This is a genomic window from Bradyrhizobium retamae, from assembly GCF_001440415.1.
GTDB lineage: Bacteria > Pseudomonadota > Alphaproteobacteria > Rhizobiales > Xanthobacteraceae > Bradyrhizobium > Bradyrhizobium retamae.
On sequence record NZ_LLYA01000057.1, the window covers coordinates 41,439 to 63,951 of the forward strand.

Below are 22,513 nucleotides of genomic sequence, written 5' to 3' on the forward strand. Positions count from 1 at the left end.
TCCGGAATCTCGAGATTCCGGGTGCATCTGCGATGCGCCCCGGAATGACAAGAGTGATTACGATCCCGCCTTGAGCGCCTTCTCGATTTCGACTTTCAGCACGCGATCGAGATTGGCCGGCGTTACCGGCCCGACCAGCTTGTAGCGGATCGTGCCGTCGCGCCCGACCACGAAGGTTTCGGGCACGCCATAGACGCCCCATTCGATCGAGCCGCGGCCGTTGCTGTCGGCGCCGACGGCGGTGAACGGATTGCCGTAGCGGCCGAGGAAGCGGCGGGCGTTATCAGGGGAATCCTTGTAGTTGATGCCGATGATCTGCAGCCGTGTGTCCTTCGCCAGCGCGGTCAACAGCGGCGCCTCATCGTGGCATGGCACGCACCAGGAGGCCCAGACATTGACGACGGAGACCTTGCCCTTGAACACGGCCGGGTCGAGGCCGGGCACGGGCGTCCCGTTATGGACGAGGCCCTCCAGCGCCGGCAGAGTGATTTGCGGCGCCGGCCGGCCGATCAAGGCGGAAGGGATCCTGGAGGGGTCACCGCCGTAAAGCCGCAGCAGGAACAGTCCGGCGACCGCCAGAAAGCCGATCAGCGGCAGCGCCACCAACCAGCGTCGGCTGTGCGGTTGATCCGATGTTGCGGGCGCGCTCATCAAATCTCCGTCGCCTGGCGGCCGGAGCGCCGGGTCACGCCAGAGGTCTCGAGTTCGCGCAGGCGCTCCTTCTGATGACGATAGTCGAGCGCGATCCAGCCGATCAGGATCAGCACGGTCGCCGCGACCAGCGCGTAGGAGGTCACGATAAACGAGGCATAGGGTCCGAGCGAGGTCACGTCATGCCGCCTGCTGGCTGGCTTGCATCATCTGCAAGCTGCGCACGCGCCGGCGCAGGATCTCGTTGCGCATCGCCGCCAGGTGCAGCGTCATGAACAGGAGCGAGAAACCGACCGCCATTACGAGCAATGGAATCAGGAACGCCTTGTCGAGCGAAGGTCCGCCCATCCGCATCACCGATGCCGGTTGATGCAGCGTGTTCCACCAGTCGACCGAGAACTTGATGATCGGCAGGTTGATCGCGCCGACCAGCGTCAGCACCGCGGCGGCCCGTGCCGCCCGCGACGGGTCCTCCACCGCACGCCATAGCGCCATCAGGCTGAGATACATCAGGAACAGGATCAGCACCGATGTGAGTCGCGCGTCCCATTCCCAATAGGTGCCCCACATCGGCCGCCCCCACAGTGAACCCGTGACCAGCGCCAGAAACGTGAACGCCGCTCCGATCGGCGCGGCGGCCTTGGCCGCGACGTCGGCGAGCGGATGCCGCCATACCAGCGTGCCCAGCGCGGCAATGCTCATGACGCCCCAGACGAACATCGAAAGCCACGCGTTCGGCACGTGGATGAACATGATCTTCACGGTAGCGCCCTGCTGGTAATCGTCGGGGGCCATCGCCGCCTGATAGAGGCCCACCAGCAGCAGGATCGCGGTCGCACCTGCCAGCCATGGCAGCACGCGCGCCGTCAGCGCGAGAAATTTCGAGGGATTGGCGAGGTCGATCAGCGTCATGGCTTCCTGATAGTCGTCAGCGGCGGAGCAGGCAATGTGGCATGGTTTGTTTCACATCCCCTCCGCCAGAGTTGATCGGTGTCAACATATTCAGTCCAGACCGTGCCGCAGGCTGGCCGCAGCGGCAAACGGTCCGACCACGAAACTAACCAGCGAGAGCGCGCAAAGGATCGAAAACGGAGTTCCAAACGACAGCGGGCCGGTGATGGCCGCCTGTGACGCCGCAACGCCGAAGATCAGCACCGGGATCGACAGCGGCAGCACCAGCACCGCGAGCAGGAGGCCTCCGCGGTGCAATGTCACGGCGAGCGCCGCGCCGATCATGCCCGTGAACGTCAGCGCCGGCGTTCCTACCAGCAGGGTCAGCGCCACGGCCGAGGTCGCCGCGGCGTCGAGGTTGAGCAACAGCCCGAGCACGGGCGTCGCCGCGATCAGCGGCACGCCGGCCGCGAGCCAATGCGCCAGCGCTTTCGCCGCACACGCGAGTTCCAGCGGTGTCCGGCCCATCACGATCAGGTCGAGCGAGCCGTCGTCATGATCGGCCGTGAACAGGCGGTCGAGCGTGAGCAGGCTGGCCAACAGCGCGCCGAGCCACAGTATGGCGGGGCCGAGCCGGGCCAACAGTGGTAGATCGGGCCCGATGGCAAACGGCATCAGCACCGTGACGGTGAGGAAGAACAGCACGCCGATCAGCGCCCCGCCGCCGACGCGGAGTGCGATTTTGATGTCCCGGCGAATCAGTGCGGCGAGGGGGGTCACTTCCCGCCCCCCATCCGCAGTTCGCTCGCTTCGATCCCGAGCGGTGTATGAGTGGCCGCAACAATGATCCCGCCGCTGGCCAGGTGCTCGCGCATCACGCCCACGAATAGTTCCTGTCCGGCGGTGTCGAGCGCCGAGGTCGGCTCGTCCAGCAGCCAGACCGGCCGTCGCACCACCAGCAGCCGCGCAATCGACAGCCGGCGCCGCTGACCGGCCGAGAGAAAGGCCGCCGGCAGATAAGTGGCGTGGCCGAGCCCCACGGCGGTGAGGCACTCTTTGACGTCGCCGGTCGCCCCACCGAGAAAATCCCGCCAGAACGACAGGTTTTCCGCAACGCTTAGCGCAGGCTTCAATGCATCGCGGTGGCCCAGATAGTGGGATTGCTCCGGCAAGGTCAGCTCGGCCTCGCCACCTTCCAGGCCGATCGATCCGCCACCCGGCACCAGGAGACCCGCGATGAGGCGGAGCAGCGAGGTCTTGCCCGAGCCGTTCGGGCCGACCACGGCCAGCACTTCGCCGGAAGCGGCCGCGAAATCGAGGCCCGAAAACACCTCTCGGCCGCCTCTGACACAACTGATTTGGCGCCCCGAGAGCCGCATTTTGCTTCGTCACAGCCCTCTGAAATTGATGGGTACCGCGTCAGAATTTGTGGGTACCGCATTGCTGCAGCACGTTTGTCGCTGTGGCGGCGCTTCTAGAAAGATTCTATAAGCCCGGAACTTGATGCAGCACACAATCGGCGGCTGCAAGCCAAGAAGCCAGCCTTCCGCTGACGGTGTTAAAATACCCTTGCCGGGTATAACTAGAATTTGGGATTTCCTGACATGACCTCGCTCGACAGCTTCAAATGCCGCAAGACCCTCAAGGTCGGCAGCAAGACCTATGTTTATTACAGCCTGCCCGCCGCCGAGAAGAACGGTCTGAAGGGAATTTCCAAGCTGCCTTATTCGATGAAGGTGCTGCTCGAAAACCTGCTGCGCAACGAGGACGACCGCACGGTCAAGAAGGCTGACATCGTCGCGGTTTCGAAATGGCTCCGGAAGCGCAAGCTCGAGCACGAAGTCGCGTTCCGCCCGGCGCGCGTGTTGATGCAGGATTTCACCGGCGTGCCGGCGGTGGTCGATCTCGCCGCGATGCGTAACGCGATGCAGGCGCTCGGCGGCGATGCCGAAAAGATCAACCCGCTGGTGCCGGTCGATCTCGTCATCGACCACTCGGTCATTGTCAACTTCTTTGGTGACAACAAGGCGTTCGGCAAGAACGTCGTCGAAGAATACAAGCAGAACCAGGAACGCTACGAATTCCTGAAGTGGGGCCAGAAGGCGTTCTCGAACTTCTCCGTCGTGCCGCCCGGCACCGGCATCTGCCACCAGGTCAATCTCGAATATCTCGCGCAGACGGTGTGGACCAAGAAGGAGAAGATGACGGTCGGCAAGAAGACCGGCACTTTCGAGGTCGCCTACCCGGATTCGCTGGTTGGTACCGATTCACACACGACCATGGTCAACGGCCTTGCCGTGCTCGGCTGGGGCGTCGGCGGCATCGAGGCGGAAGCCTGCATGCTCGGCCAGCCGCTGTCGATGCTGCTACCGGAAGTGGTCGGCTTCAAGCTGAAGGGCCAACTCAAGGAAGGCGTCACCGCGACCGACCTCGTGCTGACGGTCACGCAGATGCTGCGCAAGCAGGGCGTGGTGGGCAAATTCGTCGAGTTCTTCGGCCCCGGCCTCGACTATCTCTCGGTGGCGGACAAGGCGACGATCGGCAACATGGCGCCGGAATATGGCGCGACCTGCGGCTTCTTCCCCGTCGACGCCGCGACCATCGATTATCTCAAGACCTCGGGCCGCAAGGCCGACCGCGTTGCGCTGGTGGCGGCCTACGCCAAGGCGCAGGGCCTGTTCCGCACGGCGAAATCGGCCGATCCGGTGTTCACGGAAACCCTGACGCTCGACCTCAAGGACGTCGTGCCGTCGATGGCGGGCCCGAAACGCCCCGAAGGCCGCGTCGCACTGCCGGCCGTTGCCGCCGGCTTCGCCACTGCGCTGGCCGGCGAATACAAGAAGCCCGACGACGCTTCGGCGCGCTACTCGGTCGAGAACCGTGATTTCGATCTCGGCCATGGCGACGTCGTGATCGCCGCGATCACGTCCTGCACCAACACCTCCAATCCGAGCGTCCTGATCGGCGCGGGCCTGTTGGCGCGCAACGCTGCCGCCAAGGGCTTGAAGGCAAAGCCATGGGTCAAGACGTCGCTTGCGCCCGGAAGCCAGGTGGTCGCGGAATATCTCGCCAATTCCGGCCTGCAGAAGGATCTCGACAAGGTCGGCTTCAACCTGATCGGCTTCGGCTGCACCACCTGCATCGGCAATTCGGGTCCGCTGCCGGAGGAGATTTCGAAATCGATCAATGACAACGGCATCGTTGCTGCCGCGGTGCTGTCGGGTAACCGCAATTTTGAGGGACGCGTCAGCCCGGACGTGCAGGCCAACTATCTGGCCTCGCCGCCGCTGGTCGTGGCTTATGCGCTGGCGGGAACGGTGACAAAGGACCTCGCGGTCGAGCCGATCGGAGAGGGCAAGGACGGCAAGCCGGTGTACCTGAAGGACATCTGGCCGACCACCAAGGAGATCAACGCTTACATGAAGAAGTTCGTCACAGCGACGATCTTCAAGAAGCGCTACGCCGACGTGTTCAAGGGCGACACCAACTGGCGCAAGATCAAGACCGTCGAAAGCGAGACCTACCGCTGGAACATGAGCTCGACCTATGTGCAGAACCCGCCCTATTTCGAGGGCATGAAGAAAGAGCCGGAAGCGATCGTCGACGTCGTCGATGCGCGGATTCTGGCGATGTTCGGCGACAAGATCACCACCGACCACATCTCGCCGGCCGGGGCGATCAAGCTGACTTCGCCGGCTGGAAAATTCCTCAGCGAGCACCAGGTGCGTCCCGCTGACTTCAACCAGTACGGCACGCGGCGCGGCAACCACGAGATCATGATGCGCGGCACCTTCGCCAACATCCGCATCAAGAATTTCATGCTGAAGGGCGCTGACGGCAATATTCCGGAGGGCGGACTAACCAAGCACTGGCCCGACGGCGAGCAGATGTCGATCTACGACGCGGCGATGAAGTATCAGCAGGAAAGCGTGCCGCTGGTGGTGTTCGCGGGCGCCGAATACGGCAACGGCTCCTCGCGCGACTGGGCGGCGAAGGGCACCCGTCTGCTCGGCGTCCGCGCCGTGATCTGCCAGAGCTTCGAGCGCATCCATCGCTCCAACCTGGTCGGCATGGGCGTGTTGCCGCTGACCTTCGAAGACGGCACGTCGTGGACATCGCTCGGCCTCAAGGGCGACGAGACGGTGACGATTCGCGGGCTTCAGGGTGATTTGAAGCCGCGCCAGACCCTGACGGCCGAGATCGTGTCCGGCGACGGTTCGCTGCAGCGCGTGCCGCTGCTCTGCCGCATCGATACCCTTGATGAGCTTGAGTACTATCGAAACGGCGGCATTCTGCATTACGTGCTGCGCAAACTCGCGGCTTAACGCGGATTTGTGATCGGTGCCTCACTTCGAAGTGAGTAGCGAGCAAGGAGAAGGCGGCCTATGACAGGGCCGCTTTCGTGCGTCTGGGGCACGCCTTTAGGATATTCAAATCATGCCCCGTACAAATACGGATGGAAAACGCTACGCCCGGTTCGCGCGATGACAGCGATAATGGCCTACAACTGCATATCGAGATGGTCCGGCGCACTCGGCGTCTGCGCGATCATCGCCATCATCCGTCCGGCTCATGCCGAACCGCGCACCGTGGTCGAACTGTTCACCTCGCAAGGCTGTTCGTCGTGCCCGCCGGCCGATCAGATCGTCGGCGAACTCGCCAAGGATCCGTCCATCATCGCGCTGAGCATGCCGATCGACTACTGGGATTATCTTGGCTGGAAGGACACGCTGGCGGACTCGCGTTTCAGCGCGCGTCAGAAGGCCTATTCGCATGTGCGTGGCGATCGTAACCTCTACACGCCGCAGATGATCGTCAACGGCTCGGCGCAGGTGATCGGCAGCGATCGCGCCGCCATCGAAAGCGCCATCAAGAATACCAGCAAGGTTGAAGGCGTGATGTCGGTGCCGGTCAAGATGACGTTGTCGGGCAAGCTGCTCAACGTCTCGGTAGAGGCGAGCAAGGTGCCGACGGCTGGCCGGGGCGAAGTCTGGATCTGCTCGGTCTCAAAGGCGGTGCCGATCTCGATCGGGCGCGGCGAGAATCGCGGCCAACAGCTCACCTACTACAACGTGGTGCGCAACCTCGTGAAGGTCGGTGACTGGAACGGCGGTTCGGGAAGCTGGACCATCCCGCTCGAAAATATTTCCCGCGACGGCGTGGACGCCGCGGTCGTCTACGTCCAGGACGGCAGTCGCGACAAGCCGGGCGCGATGCTCGGCGCCGCCATGACGGCGCTGCGCTAATTCTGTTCTCGAAATTTTCGTGGCGAAGTTTTCTTGGATGGATGCGCTTGGCGCCGGCGAAACTTGTGGCGCAGAAACGCGCATCCCACGCAGATCGCGATCCCAAACGAAAAAGGACCAACTTTCGTTGGCCCAGTATCGGGATTAACTCCCTTCTGCGAACAGGCCCGATCCCGACGGCCCCGGGGGGCTGGGGGCTGAGGAATCCGGAACCGAAAGGACCGGGCCAACGCAGGATTTTCTTTTCGCAATCTAGCGGGGCGGACGGTTGGCGGAAGTAGGGCAGCAATAAGATTCCGCTAACGATCCCGTGAATCGATATTTCCTGGGATTTCGGGCCATCCGCCGCAGTTTTTCTTCATATTTGCACCCCCTTGCGGCGCCCCGCGGTTAGCGCGATCATGTAAATCTTGGCATGCTCCCGAAAAGTGGGGACCGGTTTTCGGAACGAGAGCATGCCTGAGATGACAGGAGGCGCTCCATGAGCCTGATATCGGAGGACACCGATCCAAGCGATAGCCGCGCAGTGGCGCGCGTCGCCACTGCGAGCACGCCACCGAATCGCGTCACGTTCAATCGTCTCGAGCTCAACCGTATCCTCAATCTGTATGGGCGCATGGTCGCCGACGGCGAGTGGCGCGACTATGCCATCGACTTTCTGAAAGACCGCGCGGTGTTCTCCGTATTCCGCCGCGCTTCCGAAGTTCCGATCTATCGCATCGAGAAAGATCCGCGGCTCGCGCGCAAGCAGGGCATGTACAGCGTGATCTCGGCGACCGGACTGATCCTGCGCCGCGGCCACGAACTCGAACGCGTGCTGCTGGTGATCGACCGCAAGCTGGCACTGGTTTAATCGGCCGGGCTACTGCGAGCCGGGGCCCATTCTACTTTGCATGGGGTTGTTTTCGCGATTTTGAGTCTGGGCCCTGCGGTGTACCGCCAAAGAGGTGCCACGCTTAGCCAGACTACGAAGTGGGGACCGTCGACCCGCCCTCTCCGAGCTCGCGCTGCATCATCACGGTGTCCAGCCAGCGGCCGAACTTGAGGCCGACATTGGCGTGCGTCCCAATCATCTGGAACCCGCATTTGGCGTGAACGCCGATCGAGCCGGCATTGGCGGAGTCGCCGATGACCGCGATCATCTGCCGGTAGCCGCGTGCCTCGCATTCGGCGATCAGCCGCTGCATCAGTTGCAGTCCGATACCGCGCCGGTGCGTGGCCGGCTTCAAATAGACCGAATTCTCCACCGTGAAGCGGTAGGCCGGCCGTGGCCGGTAGGGGCCGGCATAGGCGTATCCGATCACCTGGCCTTCGACGGTGGCGACCAAATAGGGAAAGCCGCCATCCGACAGCGTCCTGAACCGCCGGGTCATCTCGGCGAGGTCGGGCGGGACGAGTTCGAACGTGGCGGTGCCGTAGCGCACCGCGTGCTCGTAGATCTCGGTGATGGCGGGGAGGTCGGCCTCGGTGGCGGGCCGGATTTCGGGCTTGGACATGCCAGCAGGATATTTTTGCTGCGCGCAAAAGAAAAGCCCCGGCCGCGAGGCCGGGGCTTCAACTCGTACCTGGTCGGTAAGCGCCTATTCGCGCTGGCCGAGTAGCTGCAACAGCAGCGTGAACAGGTTGATGAAGTTCAGGTAGAGGGACAGCGCACCGGTAATCGCCGCTTTCTCGGCAATCTCGCCGCCCTCAGAGGCGTAGCCGTAGATGTAGTCGTTCTTCAGCCGCTGGGTATCCCAGGCGGTGAGGCCCGCGAACACCAGCACGCCGACCACCGAGACGATGAACTGCAGCATCGAGCTTGCCAGGAACAGGTTGACCAGGCTCGCGATGATGACGCCGATCAGGCCCATGAACAGGAACGACCCCATGCCGCTCATGTCACGCTTGGTGGTGTAGCCGTAGAGGCTCAGTGCGCCGAAGGTCGCCGCGGTGATGAAGAACACCCGCACGATCGAGGTGTGCGTGTACACCAGGAAGATCGACGACAGCGAAATGCCCATCAGCGCCGAGAAGGCCCAGAACAGCATCTGGGCGGTCGCGGGCCGCAGCCGGTTGATGCCGAACGAGATCGCGAACACCATCGCCAGCGGCGCGAGGATGAACAGCCACTTCAGCGGGCTGACATACATCGCGTAGCCGAACTGCGTCAGGTAGGCGTTGCCGAATCTGGCAGCGGCGCCGGCCTGGTCGGTGGTCACCGCGGCCATGTAGACGCCGAGCGCCGCAAGGCCGGTGATCGCCAGGCCGATGCTCATGTAGTTGTAGATGCGCAGCATGTAGGCGCGCAGACCGGCATCGACGGCCGCAGCGTCAACGCGTCCGGCAGCCCGGCCGAAAGGAGATACGTAGTTACGGTCTAGGTCCGACATGGTCGAATTCCCGTTGGTTGCCCGGCGGAGCGCAAGGGGTTTGCGGCGCCGGTTGGATTTCTATCTCAGATGTCCCGATCTGCAGACGTTAATCTTACGAATCTTACGTCATCAACCCGGCCACTGATCTTGGCTGGTATGTGGGAAACTAACACATTCGACGCAAGCTTCCACGCGCGGCTGAATGTCGCTTCTCGCGACGATTTCCGGGTAAAGGCAGTGTTAACCCTGCCTTCCGCCGCTACAAATTGTCACAAATTCCGTAACACGCTGGCCGGCTTTTGGTTCAGGGCCAACAACGTACCGGCGAGCCCCAGCCCCACCGTGACGATCAGGGCGGCTGCGACCACCCCGGCCGCGCTGCCAGCCTGCCAGATGAAGCCGAGCGTCATCAGCCTGGTCACGATCAGCCAAGCCGCGATCGAGCCCGCGATCACGCCGAATATGGCCGTCGCGAGGCCGATCATGAGGTACTCGAGCGCATAGGCCCCGAGCAGACGCACCCGGGTTGCGCCGAGCGTCTTCAGGATGACCGCGTCATAGACCCGGTGGCGATGGCCGGCGGCGAGCGCGCCGCCGAGCACCAGGATCGCCGAGATCAGCGTCACCGCGCTGGCGCCGCGGATGGCAAGCACGAGGTTGGTGACGACGGTGCCGACGGTCTCGAGCGCTTCGCGGACCCGAACGCTGGTCACCATCGGAAAGGCGTCCGCCACCTGCTTGATGATCCGGGCGTCGCCTGCCGGGTCGGGGTGGACCTCGGATAGGGTCGCGACATGGCTGTGCGGCGCGCCCTTGAAGGCGTTGGGCGAGAACACCAGCACGAAATTGATGCCGAGCCCCTGCCAGTCGACGTTGCGCAGATTGCCGATTTTGGCCGCGATGTCGCGGCCGAGCACGTTGACGACGATCTCGTCGCCGATCTTGAGCTTCAGCCCGTCGGCGATCTTCTTCTCCAGCGAGACCAGCGGCGGCCCCTTATAGTCCGCGCTCCACCATTCGCCTTCGACCACCTTCGAGCCTTTTGGAACTTCGCCGGTATAGGTCAAGCCGCGGTCACTCTGCAGTACCCATTCGGTATCCTGTGAGGGCTTGAGTTCGTCCGCCTTGACGCCGCGGGCGGCAACGATGCGCCCGCGCAGCATCGGCACGTCGTCGACGGTGGATTGCGGCGCGATCTGCTTGAGGAAGGCGCCGAAGCGGTCGGCGTCGGCGGTCGGAATGTCGATGAAGTAGAACGAGGGCGCGCGCTCCGGCAGCGCGGCCAGGAACTGCCGGCGCAGATTGCCGTCGATCTGGGTAATGGTGACGAGGACCGCGAGCCCAAGCCCGAGCGACATCACGACCGACGGCGTCAGCGCGCCGGGCCGGTAGATATTGGCAATCGCCAGCCGCAGCATGGTGATGCTGGACCGCGGCAGGCGCCGCGCCAGCGCCATCAGGCCGGCGGCGACGCCGCGCAACAGCGCAAACACCGCAACCGAAGCGACGACGAACACGGCGGCGACCCGCTTGTCATAGGCCAGCCCGATCGCGACCGCGACAAGGAGCACGATCACCACGGCCATCAGCGCGAGATAGCTCCAGCGCGGGCGGTGCCATTCGCGGGCGACCTCTTCGCGGAACAATGCCGCGACCGGGACATCATGGACCCGGCCGAGCGGCCACAGCCCGAAAGCGAGCGCGGTGAGCAGGCCGTAGAGGAACGACAGCGCCAGTTCATCGGCGTGCAGGGCAGGGATCACCGGCAGCGGCAGTAGCTTGCCGAACAGGCCAACGATGACAAACGGCAAGGCCGCGCCGGCGGCGAGCCCGATCATCGAGCCGATCCCGGCGAGCACGATCACCTGCGTCAGGTAGATGGTGAAGACGTCGCGCCCGGTGGCGCCAAGCGCCTTGAACGAAGCGATGACGTCGCGTCGGCGATCGATATGGCTCTTGACGGCATTGGCGACGCCGACGCCGCCGACCAGAAGGGCCGCGAGGCCAACCAGCGTCAGGAACTGGGTGAAGCGGTTGATGGTGCGTTCGAGCTGCGGCGAGGCATTGTCGCGGCTGCGGATCCACCAGCCGGCTTCCGGCAAGGCGCTCCGGGCGCTGTTGACCAATTGGGCGGCGGCGCGTTCGTCGGCCGCATTGTCCGGTAGCTTTACCCGGTACATCCAGCGCACCAGGCTGCCCGGCTGCAGCAATCCGCTGGCGCGCAGGCTCTGCTCGCTGACCAGTACGCGCGGGCCCAGGCCGACATTGCCGGCGAGCTTGTCCGGCTCGCCGCCGACCACGCTGCGAATCTGGACCGTGGCATTGCCGATGCCGATGCGGTCGCCGAGCTTGAGATCGAGCCGCGCCAGCAGAGTGGAATCGACCGCCGCGCCGAACGCGCCATCGCGTTCAGCCAGCAGATCCGACATCGGCATTTGGGGATCAAGCGTCAACTGTCCGAGCATCGGATAGTTGCCGTCGACCGCCTTCAGTTCGACCAGCGCCAGCTTCCCGTCGCTGGCGCGGGCCATTACCCGCAGCGCGGCCGCGACCGACACCTGGCCGCGCGCGCGCAGGAAAGCGAGTTCCTCCGGCTTGGCTTCGCGCTGGATCAGCGAGAATGCGACATCGCCGCCGAGCAATGTTCGGCCCTCGCGGGTCAGACCTTCGCTAAGGCTTGCCGCCACCGAGCCGACGCCGGCAATTGCCATGACGCCGAGCGCGATGCAGGCGATGAAGACGTAAAAGCCACGCAGGCCGCCGCGCAATTCGCGAAGCGCGTAACGCAGCGCCAGCGAGGATGCGCGACTCTTGTAGACCGGCTCGGAAATTGCGGTCATGAGGGCCCGTCGATCCGGCCGGAGCGCAGGCGCACCACGCGGTCGCAGCGCTGCGCCAGCGAACTGTCGTGCGTCACCAGCACCAGCGTCATGCCGCGCTCGGCATGCTTGGTGAAGAGCATGTCGACGATCTGCTTGCCGGTGGTTTCATCGAGATTGCCGGTCGGCTCGTCCGCGACGAGAATGGCGGGATCGGGTGCCAGGGCGCGAGCCAGCGCCACGCGCTGCTGTTCGCCACCGGACAATTGGGTCGGGTAATGATGCAGGCGCTCGCCGAGGCCGACCGACGCCAATTCCTTCGCCGCGCGCTCCGCCGCGTCGGGACTGCCGGCAAGCTCCAGCGGCACGGCTACGTTTTCCAGCGCCGTCATGGTCGGGATCAGATGAAACGACTGGAACACGATGCCGACCTGGCGGCCGCGGAAGCGGGCGAGGGCGTCCTCGTCGAGGGCATTGAACGGCGTGCCGTTGACCACCACCTCTCCGCTGTCAGGACGTTCCAGCCCCGCCATCACCATCAGCAAGGTCGATTTGCCCGAACCTGACGGCCCGATCAGGCCAATCGCCTCGCCGGATGCCACACGAAGGCTGATATCTTTCAGGATATGAACGCGGGCGGCGCCTGTGCCGAGCGAGAGGTTGACGTTGGAGATGGAAATGGTGTCCGGCCCGACGCCGGTCAGTGAAGAGGGTTCGATGAGACTGTCCATGGCTCGGTCATATGGCACTTCCACCGCTCGGGTCGAGGGCTTGAAACGGATGTTTGCGCACATACGCGTGTTGATTGTGGCTTTGATGACGGCCGGGCCGGTTTTGGCCCAGACTCAGGCCCCGGCCACACCCGTCAAACCGATCAAAATGGTCGTTCTCGGTGATTCCTTGAGCGCCGGTCTCGGCCTGTCTGCGCCGGCAGCGTTCCCCGCTCGCCTACAAAAAGCGTTAAGCGACAAGGGGATAAACGTCGATATGATCAACGCCGGGGTGTCCGGCGATACCACGTCCGGCGGCCGCGACCGGCTGGACTGGTCGATCCCGGAGGGAACCGAGGCGGTGATTCTCGAACTCGGCGCCAACGATGCGCTGCGCGGGATCGACCCCGCCGTCACCCGCGCGGCGCTGAGCGATATCCTGACCCGGCTGAAGGCGCGCAAGATCGCGGTTCTCCTGTGCGGGATGCTGGCGCCGCCCAATTACGGCAGCGAATATGCGGCGCGCTTCAACGCCATCTATCCGGAGCTGTCCAAATCGTTCGGCGTGCCGCTCTACCCATTTTTCCTGGAGGGGGTTGCGAGTGAGGCCAAGCTCAACCAGGCCGACGGAATTCATCCGACCGCCGAGGGTGTCGATATCATCGTGAAGAACATTCTGCCTACGGTGGAGGCATTTATCGGCACGATCTCCGGGCAGCGGAGTTGAAAAAGCAGCAACGAATGAGGTTACCCAAAGGTTTTCCCGTAGCATTGCGGAGTGCTCGCGCCGCGTGCTTCGCAGAGTCACATAAGTCGGATAGAAAATAACTATCGGTGATTCGTCACCGGGGCGCTGTTACAGGACATGGTCCTTTTCAAGGTCATGCCCAAGCATCGGGAGTCATGCGATGCCGCGTTTGTTTGCTGGACTGGAAATTCCGGCCGAGATCGGCCAGAGCCTTTCCAATTTGCGTGGCGGCCTTCCCGGCGCACGCTGGATCGATCCCGAAAATTATCACGTCACCTTGCGCTTCATCGGCGATATCGACGGCATGTCGGCGAATGAAATCGCCTCGATGCTGTTTCGGGTCAACCGCAAGCCGTTCGAGGTCAAGGTGCAGGGCCTGCAGAGCTTTGGCGGCAAGAAACCGCGCGCCGTGGTCGCTTCCGTCGAGCCGAGCCGGCCGCTGATCGAGCTGCAGGCCGAGCTCGAACGGCTGATGCAGCGGCTCGGGCTCGATCCGGAGGGGCGCAAATTCATTCCCCATGTGACGCTGGCGCGGCTGCATGACGCTTCCAGCCAGGACGTTGCTGATTATCTCTCGGTGCGCGGCTATTTTCCGAGCCGCACGTTCTGGGCTTCGCGCTTCGTGCTGTTCTCGTCCCGCGCGTCCACCGGCGGCGGGCCTTATGTGGTCGAGGATTCCTATGCGCTGAGCGCGTGAGGGGCAGGCGGTCGCCACAGCCACCACCGTCATCATCCGCCAACGGGTCGCGCGAACGCGCGCCCGATGACAGGCTCCGGCGGATGATCCAGTATACCGGAGACGCCTAAGATAGAACCGAGAAGCCGCGGCGTACTGGATACCCGCCTGCGCGGGTATGACGGCCTGTGTTTGCATACCCCCAGCACCGATTCACGGCTTGCAATTTCCGCTCGCTTGAGGCCGAAAGGGGCCATGCTGTCGACTGACCCCACCTCGTTCCGCGCACACTATCAGGCTCTGGTTTCCTCTGGCGCGATCGAGGCCGATCCCGCGCAGGCGGAAGCTGCCGAGGCGTTTGCCGCACTTGAGGAGCGGCTGTCGAGCTACAAGCCGGCGCGCAAATTAAGCCTGCTCGGCCGATTGTTCGGCGACAAAAGCGAGCCGCCGCCGCGCGGGCTTTACATTCACGGCGAGGTCGGCCGCGGCAAGACCATGCTGATGGACCTGTTCTTTCAGCAGAGCCCGGTCCAGCGCAAGCGCCGCGCCCATTTCCACGAGTTCATGGCCGAGGCGCATGAGAAGATCTACGCCTATCGCCAGAACATCGCGCGCGGTGAAATCGCAGATAGCGACGTGATCGAGCTGACGGCCAACGCGATCTTCGACGAGGCGTGGCTGCTGTGCTTCGACGAATTCCATGTCACCGATATCGCCGATGCCATGATCCTGGGGCGGCTGTTCTCAAAACTGTTCGAACTCGGCACCGTCGTGGTCGCGACTTCGAACGTCGCGCCCGAAGACCTCTACAAGGGCGGGCTCAACCGCGCGCTGTTCCTGCCGTTCATCTCGCAGATCGAAGACCGCATGGATGTGCTGCGGCTCGATGCCCGCACCGATTTCCGACTGGAAAAACTGGTCGGCGTGAAGATGTGGCTGGTGCCGCCGGATGATGAAGCCGGCGCCGCGCTCGACCGCGCCTGGAGAAAGATGACCGGCAACGCGCCGTGCAAGCCGCGCGACATTGCGATCAAGGGCCGCGTCCTGCGCGTGCCCTGTTCGGCGCATGGCGTGGCGCGATTTTCCTTTGCCGATATCTGCGAAAAGCCGCTGGCCGCGTCGGACTATCTGCGGCTGGCGCACGACTATCACACCATCCTGATCGATCGCATTCCAGTGATGGATTACGCCGAGCGCAACGCCGCCAAGCGCTTCATCTCGCTGATCGACACGCTCTACGATAATGCCGTGAAGCTGATGGCCTCGGCCGAGGCCGATCCGGTGTCGCTGTATGTCGCTGCCGAGGGCGGTGAAGCCAACGAGTTCAAGCGGACCGCGTCGCGTCTGATCGAAATGAGTTCTGAGTCCTACCTGGCGCTGCCGCACGGAAGGAAGGATTCCGCGGCCAGCGGATCGAGCGCCGGGTTGGTTGAGACGTAGCGGTTGCTGTCATTCCGGGTGCGCTCTGGCATACCTGATCGAAATCCAGGCGCGGTCTTAGAATCGGGCATGCCCCGGCTTGAACCGGCCATTCGAAAGGGATAACCAGCCATCCGACTGATTATCCACCCTCACTCTTCGTCTCAGAAGGACAAATTTCCCATGGCGCGCGACAAGATTGCTTTGATTGGCTCCGGTCAGATCGGCGGGACGCTGGCTCACCTGGTCGGCCTGAAAGAACTCGGCGACGTCGTGATGTTCGACATCGCCGAGGGCGTCCCCCAGGGTAAAGCGCTCGACATCGCGCAATCTTCGCCGGTCGACGGTTTCGACGCCCATCTCACTGGAGCCAATTCCTACGAGGCACTCGATGGCGCCAAGGTCTGCATCGTCACCGCCGGTGTGCCGCGCAAGCCCGGCATGAGCCGCGACGACCTCCTGAGCATCAATCTCAAGGTCATGGAGCAGGTCGGCGCCGGCATCAAGAAGTATGCGCCCGATGCGTTCGTCATCTGCATCACCAACCCGCTGGATGCGATGGTGTGGGCGCTGCAGAAGGCTTCCGGTCTGCCGCACAGGAAGGTGGTCGGCATGGCTGGCGTGCTCGACTCCGCGCGGTTCCGCTATTTCCTGGCCGACGAATTCCACGTCTCGGTCGAGGACGTCACCGCTTTCGTGCTCGGCGGACATGGCGACACCATGGTGCCGCTGACGCGCTACTCCACGGTCGCCGGCATTCCGCTGCCCGACCTCGTCAAGATGGGCTGGACCTCGCAGACCCGCATCGACGAAATCGTCGACCGCACCCGCAACGGCGGCGCCGAGATCGTCAACCTCCTGAAGACCGGTTCGGCGTTCTACGCGCCGGCCGCTTCGGCGATCGCGATGGCCGAGAGCTATCTGAAGGACAAGAAGCGCGTGCTGCCCTGCGCCGCCTATCTCAACGGCGAGTACAGCGTGAAGGACATGTATGTCGGCGTCCCCGTCGTGATCGGCTCGAAGGGCGTCGAGCGCATCGTCGAGATCGAGCTGGCCGGCAAGGATCGCGAAGCCTTCGACAAGTCGGTCGGCGCGGTTCAGGGCCTGGTCGACGCCTGCAAGAAGATCGCGCCCGACCTGCTCGGTCGTTGATTTTACTTGGCTTTCGCCCCTTGCCGGGGCGAAAGTTTTTTCGGGGTTGCAGTTATATTGGTATATGGTATGCCAACTACCAATGCCGGTGAACTGTAGAACTCGCCGCTAAGGGTTTTGGGGAGCGTCCAAATGAATATCCACGAATACCAGGCCAAGGCTCTGCTGCATGAATTCGGCGTGCCGATTTCGCGCGGCGTGCCTGTCTTGAAGGCCTCGGATTCGGAAGCCGCCGCCAAACAGCTCACCGGCCCGATCTGGGTAGTGAAGAGCCAGATCCATGCCGGCGGCCGCGGCAAGGGCAAATTCAAGGAAGCTTCCGCCGGCGACAAGGGCGGCGTCCGCATCGCGAAATCAGTCGCCGAGGTCAACGAATTCGCCAAACAGATGCTGGGGGCGACGCTGGTCACGGTCCAGACCGGCCCGCAGGGTAAGCAGGTCAATCGCCTCTACATCGAGGAAGGCTCCGACATCGACACGGAGTTTTATCTCTCAATCCTGGTCGATCGTGAAACTTCCGAAGTCGCGTTCGTGGTCTCGACCGAAGGCGGCGTCAATATCGAGGACGTTGCCCACAACACGCCTGAGAAGATCGTGAGCTTCTCCGTCGATCCGGCAACCGGCATCATGCCTCATCACGGCCGCACGGTCGCGAAAGCCCTGAAGCTCACCGGCGATCTTGCCAAGCAGGCGGAGAAGCTGGTGACGCAGCTCTACACGGCCTTCGTTGCCAAGGACATGGCGATGCTGGAGATCAATCCGCTCGTCGTCACCAAGCAGGCCGAACTACGCGTGCTCGATGCCAAGGTGTCGTTCGATGACAACGCGCTGTTCCGCCATCCGGAAGTGGCGGTGGCGTTGCGCGATCTGACCGAGGAAGATGCCAAGGAGGTCGAGGCGTCGAAGTACGATCTCAATTACGTCACGCTCGACGGCACCATCGGCTGCATGGTCAACGGCGCCGGCCTTGCGATGGCGACCATGGACATCATCAAGCTTTACGGCATGGAACCCGCCAACTTCCTCGACGTCGGCGGCGGCGCCAGCAAGGAGAAGGTGGCGGCGGCGTTCAAGATCATCACCGCCGACCCGAACGTGAAGGGCATCTTGGTCAACATCTTCGGCGGCATCATGAAGTGCGACATCATCGCCGAAGGCGTGGTCGCCGCAGTGAAGGAAGTTGGCCTGAAAGTGCCGCTGGTGGTGCGGCTCGAAGGCACCAATGTCGACGCCGGCAAGCAGATCATCCGCGAATCCGGCCTCAACGTGGTACCTGCCGACAATCTCGACGATGCCGCACAGAAAATCGTGAAAGCCGTCAAGGGAGGCTAGCGATGGCTGACCATCTCGCCGCACCGACACCGCTGGAAGAACACCGCCGGCTCGCGGTTTTTGCGGGCGAGTGGGCGGGCGAGGAAATGGTCTATCCGTCGCGCTGGACCGCGGGCGGTCCGGCGACCTCGCATGTGGTCGCGCGCGTCGATCTCAACGGCTTCTACCTGATTCAGGACGCCCGTCAGATGCGCGACGGCAAGGAGGCTTTCGCCACCCACGGCGTGTTCACCTATGACCGCGACGATCGGACCTACAAATTATTCTGGCACGATTCGCTCGGCTACTATTCGCCGGCACCGGCCTCCGGCGCCTGGATCGGCAACAAGTTGACCCTGGTGCGCGGCTCGCTGCGCGGCAATGCCCGCCACGTCTACGAAGTCGTCGACGACAACAACTACACCATGAAGATCCAGTTCTCGCCTGATGCCGAAGGATGGGCCGACGTGCTCACCGGCACGTACCGTCGCATTCATTAACCCCTCGTTCACGGTCACCGAAGAAAGCGTTCGCAATCATGTCCGTTCTGATCGACAGCAACACCAAAGTCATCTGCCAGGGTTTTACGGGCAAGAACGGCACGTTCCATTCGGAAGCCGCGATCGCGTATGGCACCAAGATGGTCGGCGGCACCTCGCCGGGTAAGGGCGGCTCGACGCATCTCGGCTTGCCCGTCTTCGACACCGTTCGTGAGGCGCGCGAGAAGACCGGCGCTGACGCCAGCGTGATCTATGTCCCGCCGCCGGGGGCGGCAGACGCGATCTGCGAAGCGATCGATGCGGAGATTCCGCTGATCGTCTGCATCACCGAGGGCATTCCGGTGCTGGACATGGTGCGCGTGAAGCGTTCGTTGTCGGGATCGAAATCCCGCCTGATCGGGCCGAACTGCCCGGGCGTCATGACGGCGGGCGAATGCAAGATCGGCATCATGCCGGCCAACATCTTCAAGCCGGGCAGTGTCGGGATCGTTTCCCGCTCGGGCACGTTGACCTATGAGGCCGTGTTCCAGACCACCCAGGAGGGCCTCGGCCAGACCACCGCGGTCGGTATCGGCGGCGACCCGGTCAAGGGCACCGAATTCATCGACGTGCTGGAGATGTTCCTCAAGGACGAGAAGACCACTTCGATCATCATGATCGGTGAAATCGGCGGCTCGGCCGAGGAAGACGCCGCCCAGTTCATCAAGGACGAGGCCAAGCGCGGCCGGAAAAAGCCGATGGTTGGCTTCATCGCCGGCGTCACCGCCCCTCCCGGCCGCCGCATGGGGCATGCCGGCGCCATCATTTCCGGCGGCAAGGGCGATGCCGGCTCCAAGACGGCGGCCATGGAAGCGGCCGGAATTACGGTGTCTCCGTCGCCGGCACGGCTCGGACATACCCTTGCCGAAAAATTGAAGTCTTAATTCAGTTCTTGGTCCTTTTAGGCGGGAATATCCGTCTTAAATAGGGTAAAGCTTCTTACCGAGCTGGTTCGGGCCTCCCGGACCGGCTACAGCGCCGTTTTCCACGCGCAAAGCGAAACTCACCAGGACGCCATCATGTCTCGCCAGGACGCGAACGCAGCATTTGCCCTTTCCTCATTTTTGCAAGGCACCAACGCCACCTATATCGATGAGCTCTACGCCCGCTACGAGCAGGACCCCCGCTCGGTCGACAGCGACTGGCGGGAATTCTTCAAGAGCCTGAAAGACACCCCGGCCGACGTCCAGAAGAACGCCGAGGGCCCGTCCTGGGGCCGCGACAACTGGCCGGTCACGCCGCAGGACGAACTGACCTCGGCGCTGGACGGCAACTGGGTCACTGTCGAGAAGGCCGTCGGCGCCAAGCTGGCCGCCAAGGCGCAGGCCAAGGGCGCCGAACTATCCCCTGCCGACGTCAACCAGGCGACGCGCGATTCGGTTCGCGCCCTGATGCTGATCCGCGCCTACCGCATGCGCGGTCATTTCCACGCCAAGCTCGATCCGCTCGGCATCGAAGCGCCGCGCGATCGCGAGGAGCTCGATCCGCGCACCTATGGCTTCACCGAGGCCGATTTCGACCGCAAGATCTTCCTCGACCATGTGCTCGGCCTCGAATATGGCACGCTGCGCGAGATCGTCGCGATCTGCGAACGCACCTATTGCCAGACGCTCGGCGTCGAGTTCATGCATATCTCGAACGCCGCGCAGAAGGCCTGGATCCAGGAACGCATCGAGGGGCCGGACAAGGAAATCAGTTTTACGCGAGAGGGACGCCGCGCGATCCTGAACAAGCTGGTCGAGGCCGAGGGTTTTGAAAAGTTCTGCGATCTCAAGTTCACCGGCACCAAGCGCTTCGGCCTCGACGGCGCTGAATCGCTGATCCCCGCGCTGGAGCAGATCATCAAGCGCGGCGGCAATCTCGGCGTGAAGGAAATCGTTTTAGGCATGCCGCATCGCGGCCGGCTCAATGTGCTGACCCAAGTGATGGGTAAGCCGCATCGCGCGCTGTTTCACGAATTCAAGGGCGGCTCCGCCAATCCGGACGCGGTCGAAGGCTCTGGCGACGTCAAGTACCATCTGGGCGCGTCGTCCGACCGCGAATTCGACGGCAACAAGATCCATCTGTCGCTGACCGCCAACCCGTCGCATCTGGAAATCGTCGATCCCGTGGTGCTCGGCAAGGTGCGCGCCAAGCAGGATCAGCATGGCGATCCGCCGGACATGCGCATTTCCGTGCTGCCGATGCTGATGCATGGCGACGCGGCGTTCGCCGGCCAGGGCGTGGTGGCGGAATGCTTCAGCCTGTCCGACCTGAAGGGCTACCGCACCGGCGGCTCGCTGCATTTCATCGTCAATAACCAGATCGGTTTCACCACGTATCCGCGCTATTCGCGTTCCTCGCCCTATCCGTCCGACGTGGCGAAGATGATCGACGCGCCGATCTTCCATGTGAACGGCGACGATCCGGAAGCGGTGGTGTTCGCCGCCAAGGTCGCGATCGAGTTCCGGCAGAAATTCCACAAGCCGGTCGTGATCGACATGTTCTGCTATCGCCGCCACGGCCACAACGAGGGCGACGAGCCGGCGTTCACCCAGCCCGTGATGTACAAGCGCATCGGATCGCATCCGTCCACGCTGGAAATCTACGCCAAACGATTGATCGCCGACGGCGTGGTGACCGAGGGCGAGGTCGATAAGATCAAGGCCGACTGGCGCGCTCGGCTCGATGCCGAGCTTGAGGCGGGCTCCGGTTACAAGCCCAACAAGGCCGATTGGCTCGACGGCAAATGGGCCGGCTTCAAATCCGCCGACCAGGAAGAAGACGCCCGCCGCGGCGTCACCGGCGTCGATGTCAGTATCCTCAAGGATATCGGGCGCAAGATCACCAAGGTGCCGGACGGTTTCCGCGTTCACCGCACGATCCAGCGTTTCCTGGAAAACCGCGCCAAGGCCATCGACAACGGTGTCGGCATCGACTGGGCGACCGGCGAAGCGCTGGCGTTCTGCACGCTGATGCAGGAAGGCCACCACGTCCGGCTATCCGGCCAGGATTCCGAACGCGGCACCTTCTCGCAGCGCCATTCGGTGCTGATCGACCAGGAAGACGAGAGCCGCTACACGACGTTCAACCACCTTGGCCACGATCAAGGCCACTACGAGGTCATCAACTCGCTGCTGTCCGAAGAGGCGGTGCTCGGCTTCGAGTACGGTTATTCGCTGGCCGAGCCGAAGGCGCTGGCGATGTGGGAAGCCCAGTTCGGCGACTTCGCCAACGGTGCGCAGGTGCTGTTCGACCAGTTCATCTCATCCGGCGAACGCAAATGGCTGCGCATGTCCGGTCTCGTCTGCTTGCTGCCACATGGCTATGAAGGGCAGGGACCGGAGCACTCCTCGGCGCGGCTCGAGCGTTTCCTGCAGATGTGCGCCGAAGACAACATGCAGGTGGTGTATCCAACCACGCCGGCGAATTACTTCCACGTGCTACGGCGCCAGTTACATCGCGAGATCCGCAAGCCCCTGATCGTGATGACGCCGAAGTCGCTGTTGCGGCACAAGCGCGCGGTTTCGCGGCTCGATGAACTCGGCAAGGACACGACGTTCCACCGCATTCTGTACGATGACGCGCAGATGCTGCCCGACGAGAAGATCAAGCTGGCGCCGGACGACAAGATCCGTCGCGTCGTGCTGTGTTCGGGCAAGGTCTATTACGATCTCTACGAGGAGCGCGAGAAGCGCGGCATCGACGACATCTACCTCCTGCGCGTCGAGCAGCTCTATCCGGTGCCGCTGAAAGCGCTGGTGCACGAACTCGCACGCTTCAAGAATGCCGAAGTGCTGTGGTGCCAGGAAGAGCCGCGCAACATGGGCGCATGGCACTTCATCGAGCCCTATCTGGAATGGGTGCTGAACCAGATCCACGCGCCGAACCGGCGTCCGCGTTACGCCGGCCGCGCCGCCTCGGCGGCAACCGCCACCGGTTTGATGTCGAAGCATCTGGCACAGCTCAAGGCCATGCTGGATGAGGCGCTGAACTAGCAATTACCCCAAGCCGTCAT

At 63.2% G+C, this 22,513-nt stretch carries 20 protein-coding genes; 11 read left to right on the plus strand and 9 right to left on the minus strand.

The annotated features are described in order from the left end of the window. Nucleotides 1-57: 57 nt before the first annotated feature. From CQ13_RS08680 to ccmA, 5 genes are all read right to left on the minus strand, one after another. Nucleotides 58-651 (minus strand): DsbE family thiol:disulfide interchange protein, encoded by a 594-nt coding sequence (locus CQ13_RS08680; RefSeq protein WP_057842572.1) that lies wholly within the window; start codon nt 649-651, stop codon nt 58-60. Then, nucleotides 651-830: a heme exporter protein CcmD gene (gene ccmD, locus CQ13_RS08685; RefSeq protein ID WP_057842573.1), complete on the minus strand. Its 180-nt coding sequence runs from the start codon at nt 828-830 to the stop codon at nt 651-653. The genes CQ13_RS08680 and ccmD overlap by 1 nt, the downstream gene beginning before the upstream one ends. Nucleotide 831: 1 nt before the next feature. Beyond that, entirely contained in the window at nt 832-1,563 is a 732-nt protein-coding gene (locus CQ13_RS08690; protein WP_057842574.1) for a heme ABC transporter permease, read from the minus strand. 90 nt (nt 1,564-1,653) lie between these two features. Further along, the gene (gene ccmB, locus CQ13_RS08695; protein WP_057842575.1) at nt 1,654-2,322 is read right to left on the minus strand and encodes a heme exporter protein CcmB; all 669 of its coding nucleotides are present in this window, start codon (nt 2,320-2,322) and stop codon (nt 1,654-1,656) included. Further along, complete coding sequence (gene ccmA / locus CQ13_RS08700) at nt 2,319-2,921, minus strand: heme ABC exporter ATP-binding protein CcmA (RefSeq protein ID WP_057842576.1); 603 nt, start codon at nt 2,919-2,921, stop codon at nt 2,319-2,321. The genes ccmB and ccmA overlap by 4 nt, the downstream gene beginning before the upstream one ends. A 225-nt stretch (nt 2,922-3,146) precedes the next feature. Here ccmA and acnA point away from each other — a divergent pair, with 225 nt between their 5' ends. From acnA to CQ13_RS08715, 3 genes are all read left to right on the plus strand, one after another. Then, nucleotides 3,147-5,867 carry an aconitate hydratase AcnA gene (acnA, locus tag CQ13_RS08705; protein WP_057842577.1) on the plus strand — a complete coding sequence of 907 codons (2,721 nt, stop codon included), beginning with the start codon at nt 3,147-3,149 and terminating at the stop codon, nt 5,865-5,867. Nucleotides 5,868-6,026: 159 nt separating this feature from the next. Beyond that, entirely contained in the window at nt 6,027-6,788 is a 762-nt protein-coding gene (locus CQ13_RS08710; protein ID WP_057842578.1) for a DUF1223 domain-containing protein, read from the plus strand. A 481-nt stretch (nt 6,789-7,269) separates the two neighbouring features. Next, the gene (locus tag CQ13_RS08715; protein ID WP_057842579.1) at nt 7,270-7,641 is read left to right on the plus strand and encodes a DUF2794 domain-containing protein; all 372 of its coding nucleotides are present in this window, start codon (nt 7,270-7,272) and stop codon (nt 7,639-7,641) included. 112 nt (nt 7,642-7,753) lie between these two features. Here CQ13_RS08715 and CQ13_RS08720 read toward each other — a convergent pair whose 3' ends face one another. The 4 genes from CQ13_RS08720 to CQ13_RS08735 form a co-directional block, all read right to left on the minus strand. After that, nucleotides 7,754-8,284 (minus strand): GNAT family N-acetyltransferase, encoded by a 531-nt coding sequence (locus tag CQ13_RS08720; RefSeq protein ID WP_057842580.1) that lies wholly within the window; start codon nt 8,282-8,284, stop codon nt 7,754-7,756. Nucleotides 8,285-8,368: 84 nt separating this feature from the next. Next, on the minus strand, nt 8,369-9,160 hold the full coding sequence (locus tag CQ13_RS08725) for a Bax inhibitor-1/YccA family protein (protein WP_057842581.1): 792 nt from the start codon (nt 9,158-9,160) through the stop codon (nt 8,369-8,371). A 251-nt stretch (nt 9,161-9,411) separates the two neighbouring features. After that, on the minus strand, nt 9,412-11,982 hold the full coding sequence (locus CQ13_RS08730) for an ABC transporter permease (protein WP_057842582.1): 2,571 nt from the start codon (nt 11,980-11,982) through the stop codon (nt 9,412-9,414). Further along, nucleotides 11,979-12,692, minus strand: a complete 714-nt coding sequence (locus CQ13_RS08735) for an ABC transporter ATP-binding protein (protein WP_057842583.1) — start codon at nt 12,690-12,692, stop codon at nt 11,979-11,981. The genes CQ13_RS08730 and CQ13_RS08735 overlap by 4 nt, the downstream gene beginning before the upstream one ends. 49 nt (nt 12,693-12,741) lie before the next feature. Here CQ13_RS08735 and CQ13_RS08740 point away from each other — a divergent pair, with 49 nt between their 5' ends. The 8 genes from CQ13_RS08740 (at nt 12,742) to CQ13_RS08775 (ending at nt 22,493) form a co-directional block, all read left to right on the plus strand. Next, nucleotides 12,742-13,398, plus strand: a complete 657-nt coding sequence (locus CQ13_RS08740; protein ID WP_057842584.1) for an arylesterase — start codon at nt 12,742-12,744, stop codon at nt 13,396-13,398. Between the two features lie 181 nt (nt 13,399-13,579). Beyond that, complete coding sequence (gene thpR, locus CQ13_RS08745; RefSeq protein WP_028348494.1) at nt 13,580-14,116, plus strand: RNA 2',3'-cyclic phosphodiesterase; 537 nt, start codon at nt 13,580-13,582, stop codon at nt 14,114-14,116. A gap of 234 nt (nt 14,117-14,350) precedes the next feature. Beyond that, a complete protein-coding gene (zapE, locus tag CQ13_RS08750; RefSeq protein ID WP_057842585.1) occupies nt 14,351-15,535 on the plus strand; it encodes a cell division protein ZapE in 1,185 nt (394 codons plus the stop codon). 162 nt (nt 15,536-15,697) lie between these two features. Beyond that, on the plus strand, nt 15,698-16,666 hold the full coding sequence (mdh, locus tag CQ13_RS08755; RefSeq protein WP_057842586.1) for a malate dehydrogenase: 969 nt from the start codon (nt 15,698-15,700) through the stop codon (nt 16,664-16,666). A 132-nt stretch (nt 16,667-16,798) separates the two neighbouring features. Next, nucleotides 16,799-17,998, plus strand: a complete 1,200-nt coding sequence (gene sucC, locus CQ13_RS08760) for an ADP-forming succinate--CoA ligase subunit beta (RefSeq protein WP_057842587.1) — start codon at nt 16,799-16,801, stop codon at nt 17,996-17,998. 2 nt (nt 17,999-18,000) lie between these two features. Continuing rightward, on the plus strand, nt 18,001-18,477 hold the full coding sequence (locus CQ13_RS08765; protein ID WP_057842588.1) for a DUF1579 family protein: 477 nt from the start codon (nt 18,001-18,003) through the stop codon (nt 18,475-18,477). 38 nt (nt 18,478-18,515) lie between these two features. Next, entirely contained in the window at nt 18,516-19,400 is an 885-nt protein-coding gene (gene sucD / locus CQ13_RS08770) for a succinate--CoA ligase subunit alpha (RefSeq protein ID WP_057842589.1), read from the plus strand. A 135-nt stretch (nt 19,401-19,535) separates the two neighbouring features. Further along, complete coding sequence (locus CQ13_RS08775) at nt 19,536-22,493, plus strand: 2-oxoglutarate dehydrogenase E1 component (RefSeq protein WP_057842590.1); 2,958 nt, start codon at nt 19,536-19,538, stop codon at nt 22,491-22,493. The last annotated feature ends 20 nt before the right edge of the window (nt 22,494-22,513 follow it).

What these genes read in the sequence shown, in the direction of transcription:
- CQ13_RS08680 (WP_057842572.1), bottom strand. Translation starts at nt 651, where the DNA reads ATGAGCGCGCCCGCAACATCGGATCAACCGCACAGCCGACGCTGGTTG.
- CQ13_RS08690 (WP_057842574.1), bottom strand. Translation starts at nt 1,563, where the DNA reads ATGACGCTGATCGACCTCGCCAATCCCTCGAAATTTCTCGCGCTGACG.
- ccmA (WP_057842576.1), bottom strand. Translation starts at nt 2,921, where the DNA reads ATGCGGCTCTCGGGGCGCCAAATCAGTTGTGTCAGAGGCGGCCGAGAG.
- acnA (WP_057842577.1), top strand. Translation starts at nt 3,147, where the DNA reads ATGACCTCGCTCGACAGCTTCAAATGCCGCAAGACCCTCAAGGTCGGC.
- CQ13_RS08710 (WP_057842578.1), top strand. Translation starts at nt 6,027, where the DNA reads ATGACAGCGATAATGGCCTACAACTGCATATCGAGATGGTCCGGCGCA.
- CQ13_RS08715 (WP_057842579.1), top strand. Translation starts at nt 7,270, where the DNA reads ATGAGCCTGATATCGGAGGACACCGATCCAAGCGATAGCCGCGCAGTG.
- CQ13_RS08720 (WP_057842580.1), bottom strand. Translation starts at nt 8,284, where the DNA reads ATGTCCAAGCCCGAAATCCGGCCCGCCACCGAGGCCGACCTCCCCGCC.
- CQ13_RS08725 (WP_057842581.1), bottom strand. Translation starts at nt 9,160, where the DNA reads ATGTCGGACCTAGACCGTAACTACGTATCTCCTTTCGGCCGGGCTGCC.
- CQ13_RS08730 (WP_057842582.1), bottom strand. Translation starts at nt 11,982, where the DNA reads ATGACCGCAATTTCCGAGCCGGTCTACAAGAGTCGCGCATCCTCGCTG.
- CQ13_RS08735 (WP_057842583.1), bottom strand. Translation starts at nt 12,692, where the DNA reads ATGGACAGTCTCATCGAACCCTCTTCACTGACCGGCGTCGGGCCGGAC.
- CQ13_RS08740 (WP_057842584.1), top strand. Translation starts at nt 12,742, where the DNA reads ATGTTTGCGCACATACGCGTGTTGATTGTGGCTTTGATGACGGCCGGG.
- thpR (WP_028348494.1), top strand. Translation starts at nt 13,580, where the DNA reads ATGCCGCGTTTGTTTGCTGGACTGGAAATTCCGGCCGAGATCGGCCAG.
- zapE (WP_057842585.1), top strand. Translation starts at nt 14,351, where the DNA reads ATGCTGTCGACTGACCCCACCTCGTTCCGCGCACACTATCAGGCTCTG.
- mdh (WP_057842586.1), top strand. Translation starts at nt 15,698, where the DNA reads ATGGCGCGCGACAAGATTGCTTTGATTGGCTCCGGTCAGATCGGCGGG.
- sucC (WP_057842587.1), top strand. Translation starts at nt 16,799, where the DNA reads ATGAATATCCACGAATACCAGGCCAAGGCTCTGCTGCATGAATTCGGC.
- CQ13_RS08765 (WP_057842588.1), top strand. Translation starts at nt 18,001, where the DNA reads ATGGCTGACCATCTCGCCGCACCGACACCGCTGGAAGAACACCGCCGG.
- sucD (WP_057842589.1), top strand. Translation starts at nt 18,516, where the DNA reads ATGTCCGTTCTGATCGACAGCAACACCAAAGTCATCTGCCAGGGTTTT.
- CQ13_RS08775 (WP_057842590.1), top strand. Translation starts at nt 19,536, where the DNA reads ATGTCTCGCCAGGACGCGAACGCAGCATTTGCCCTTTCCTCATTTTTG.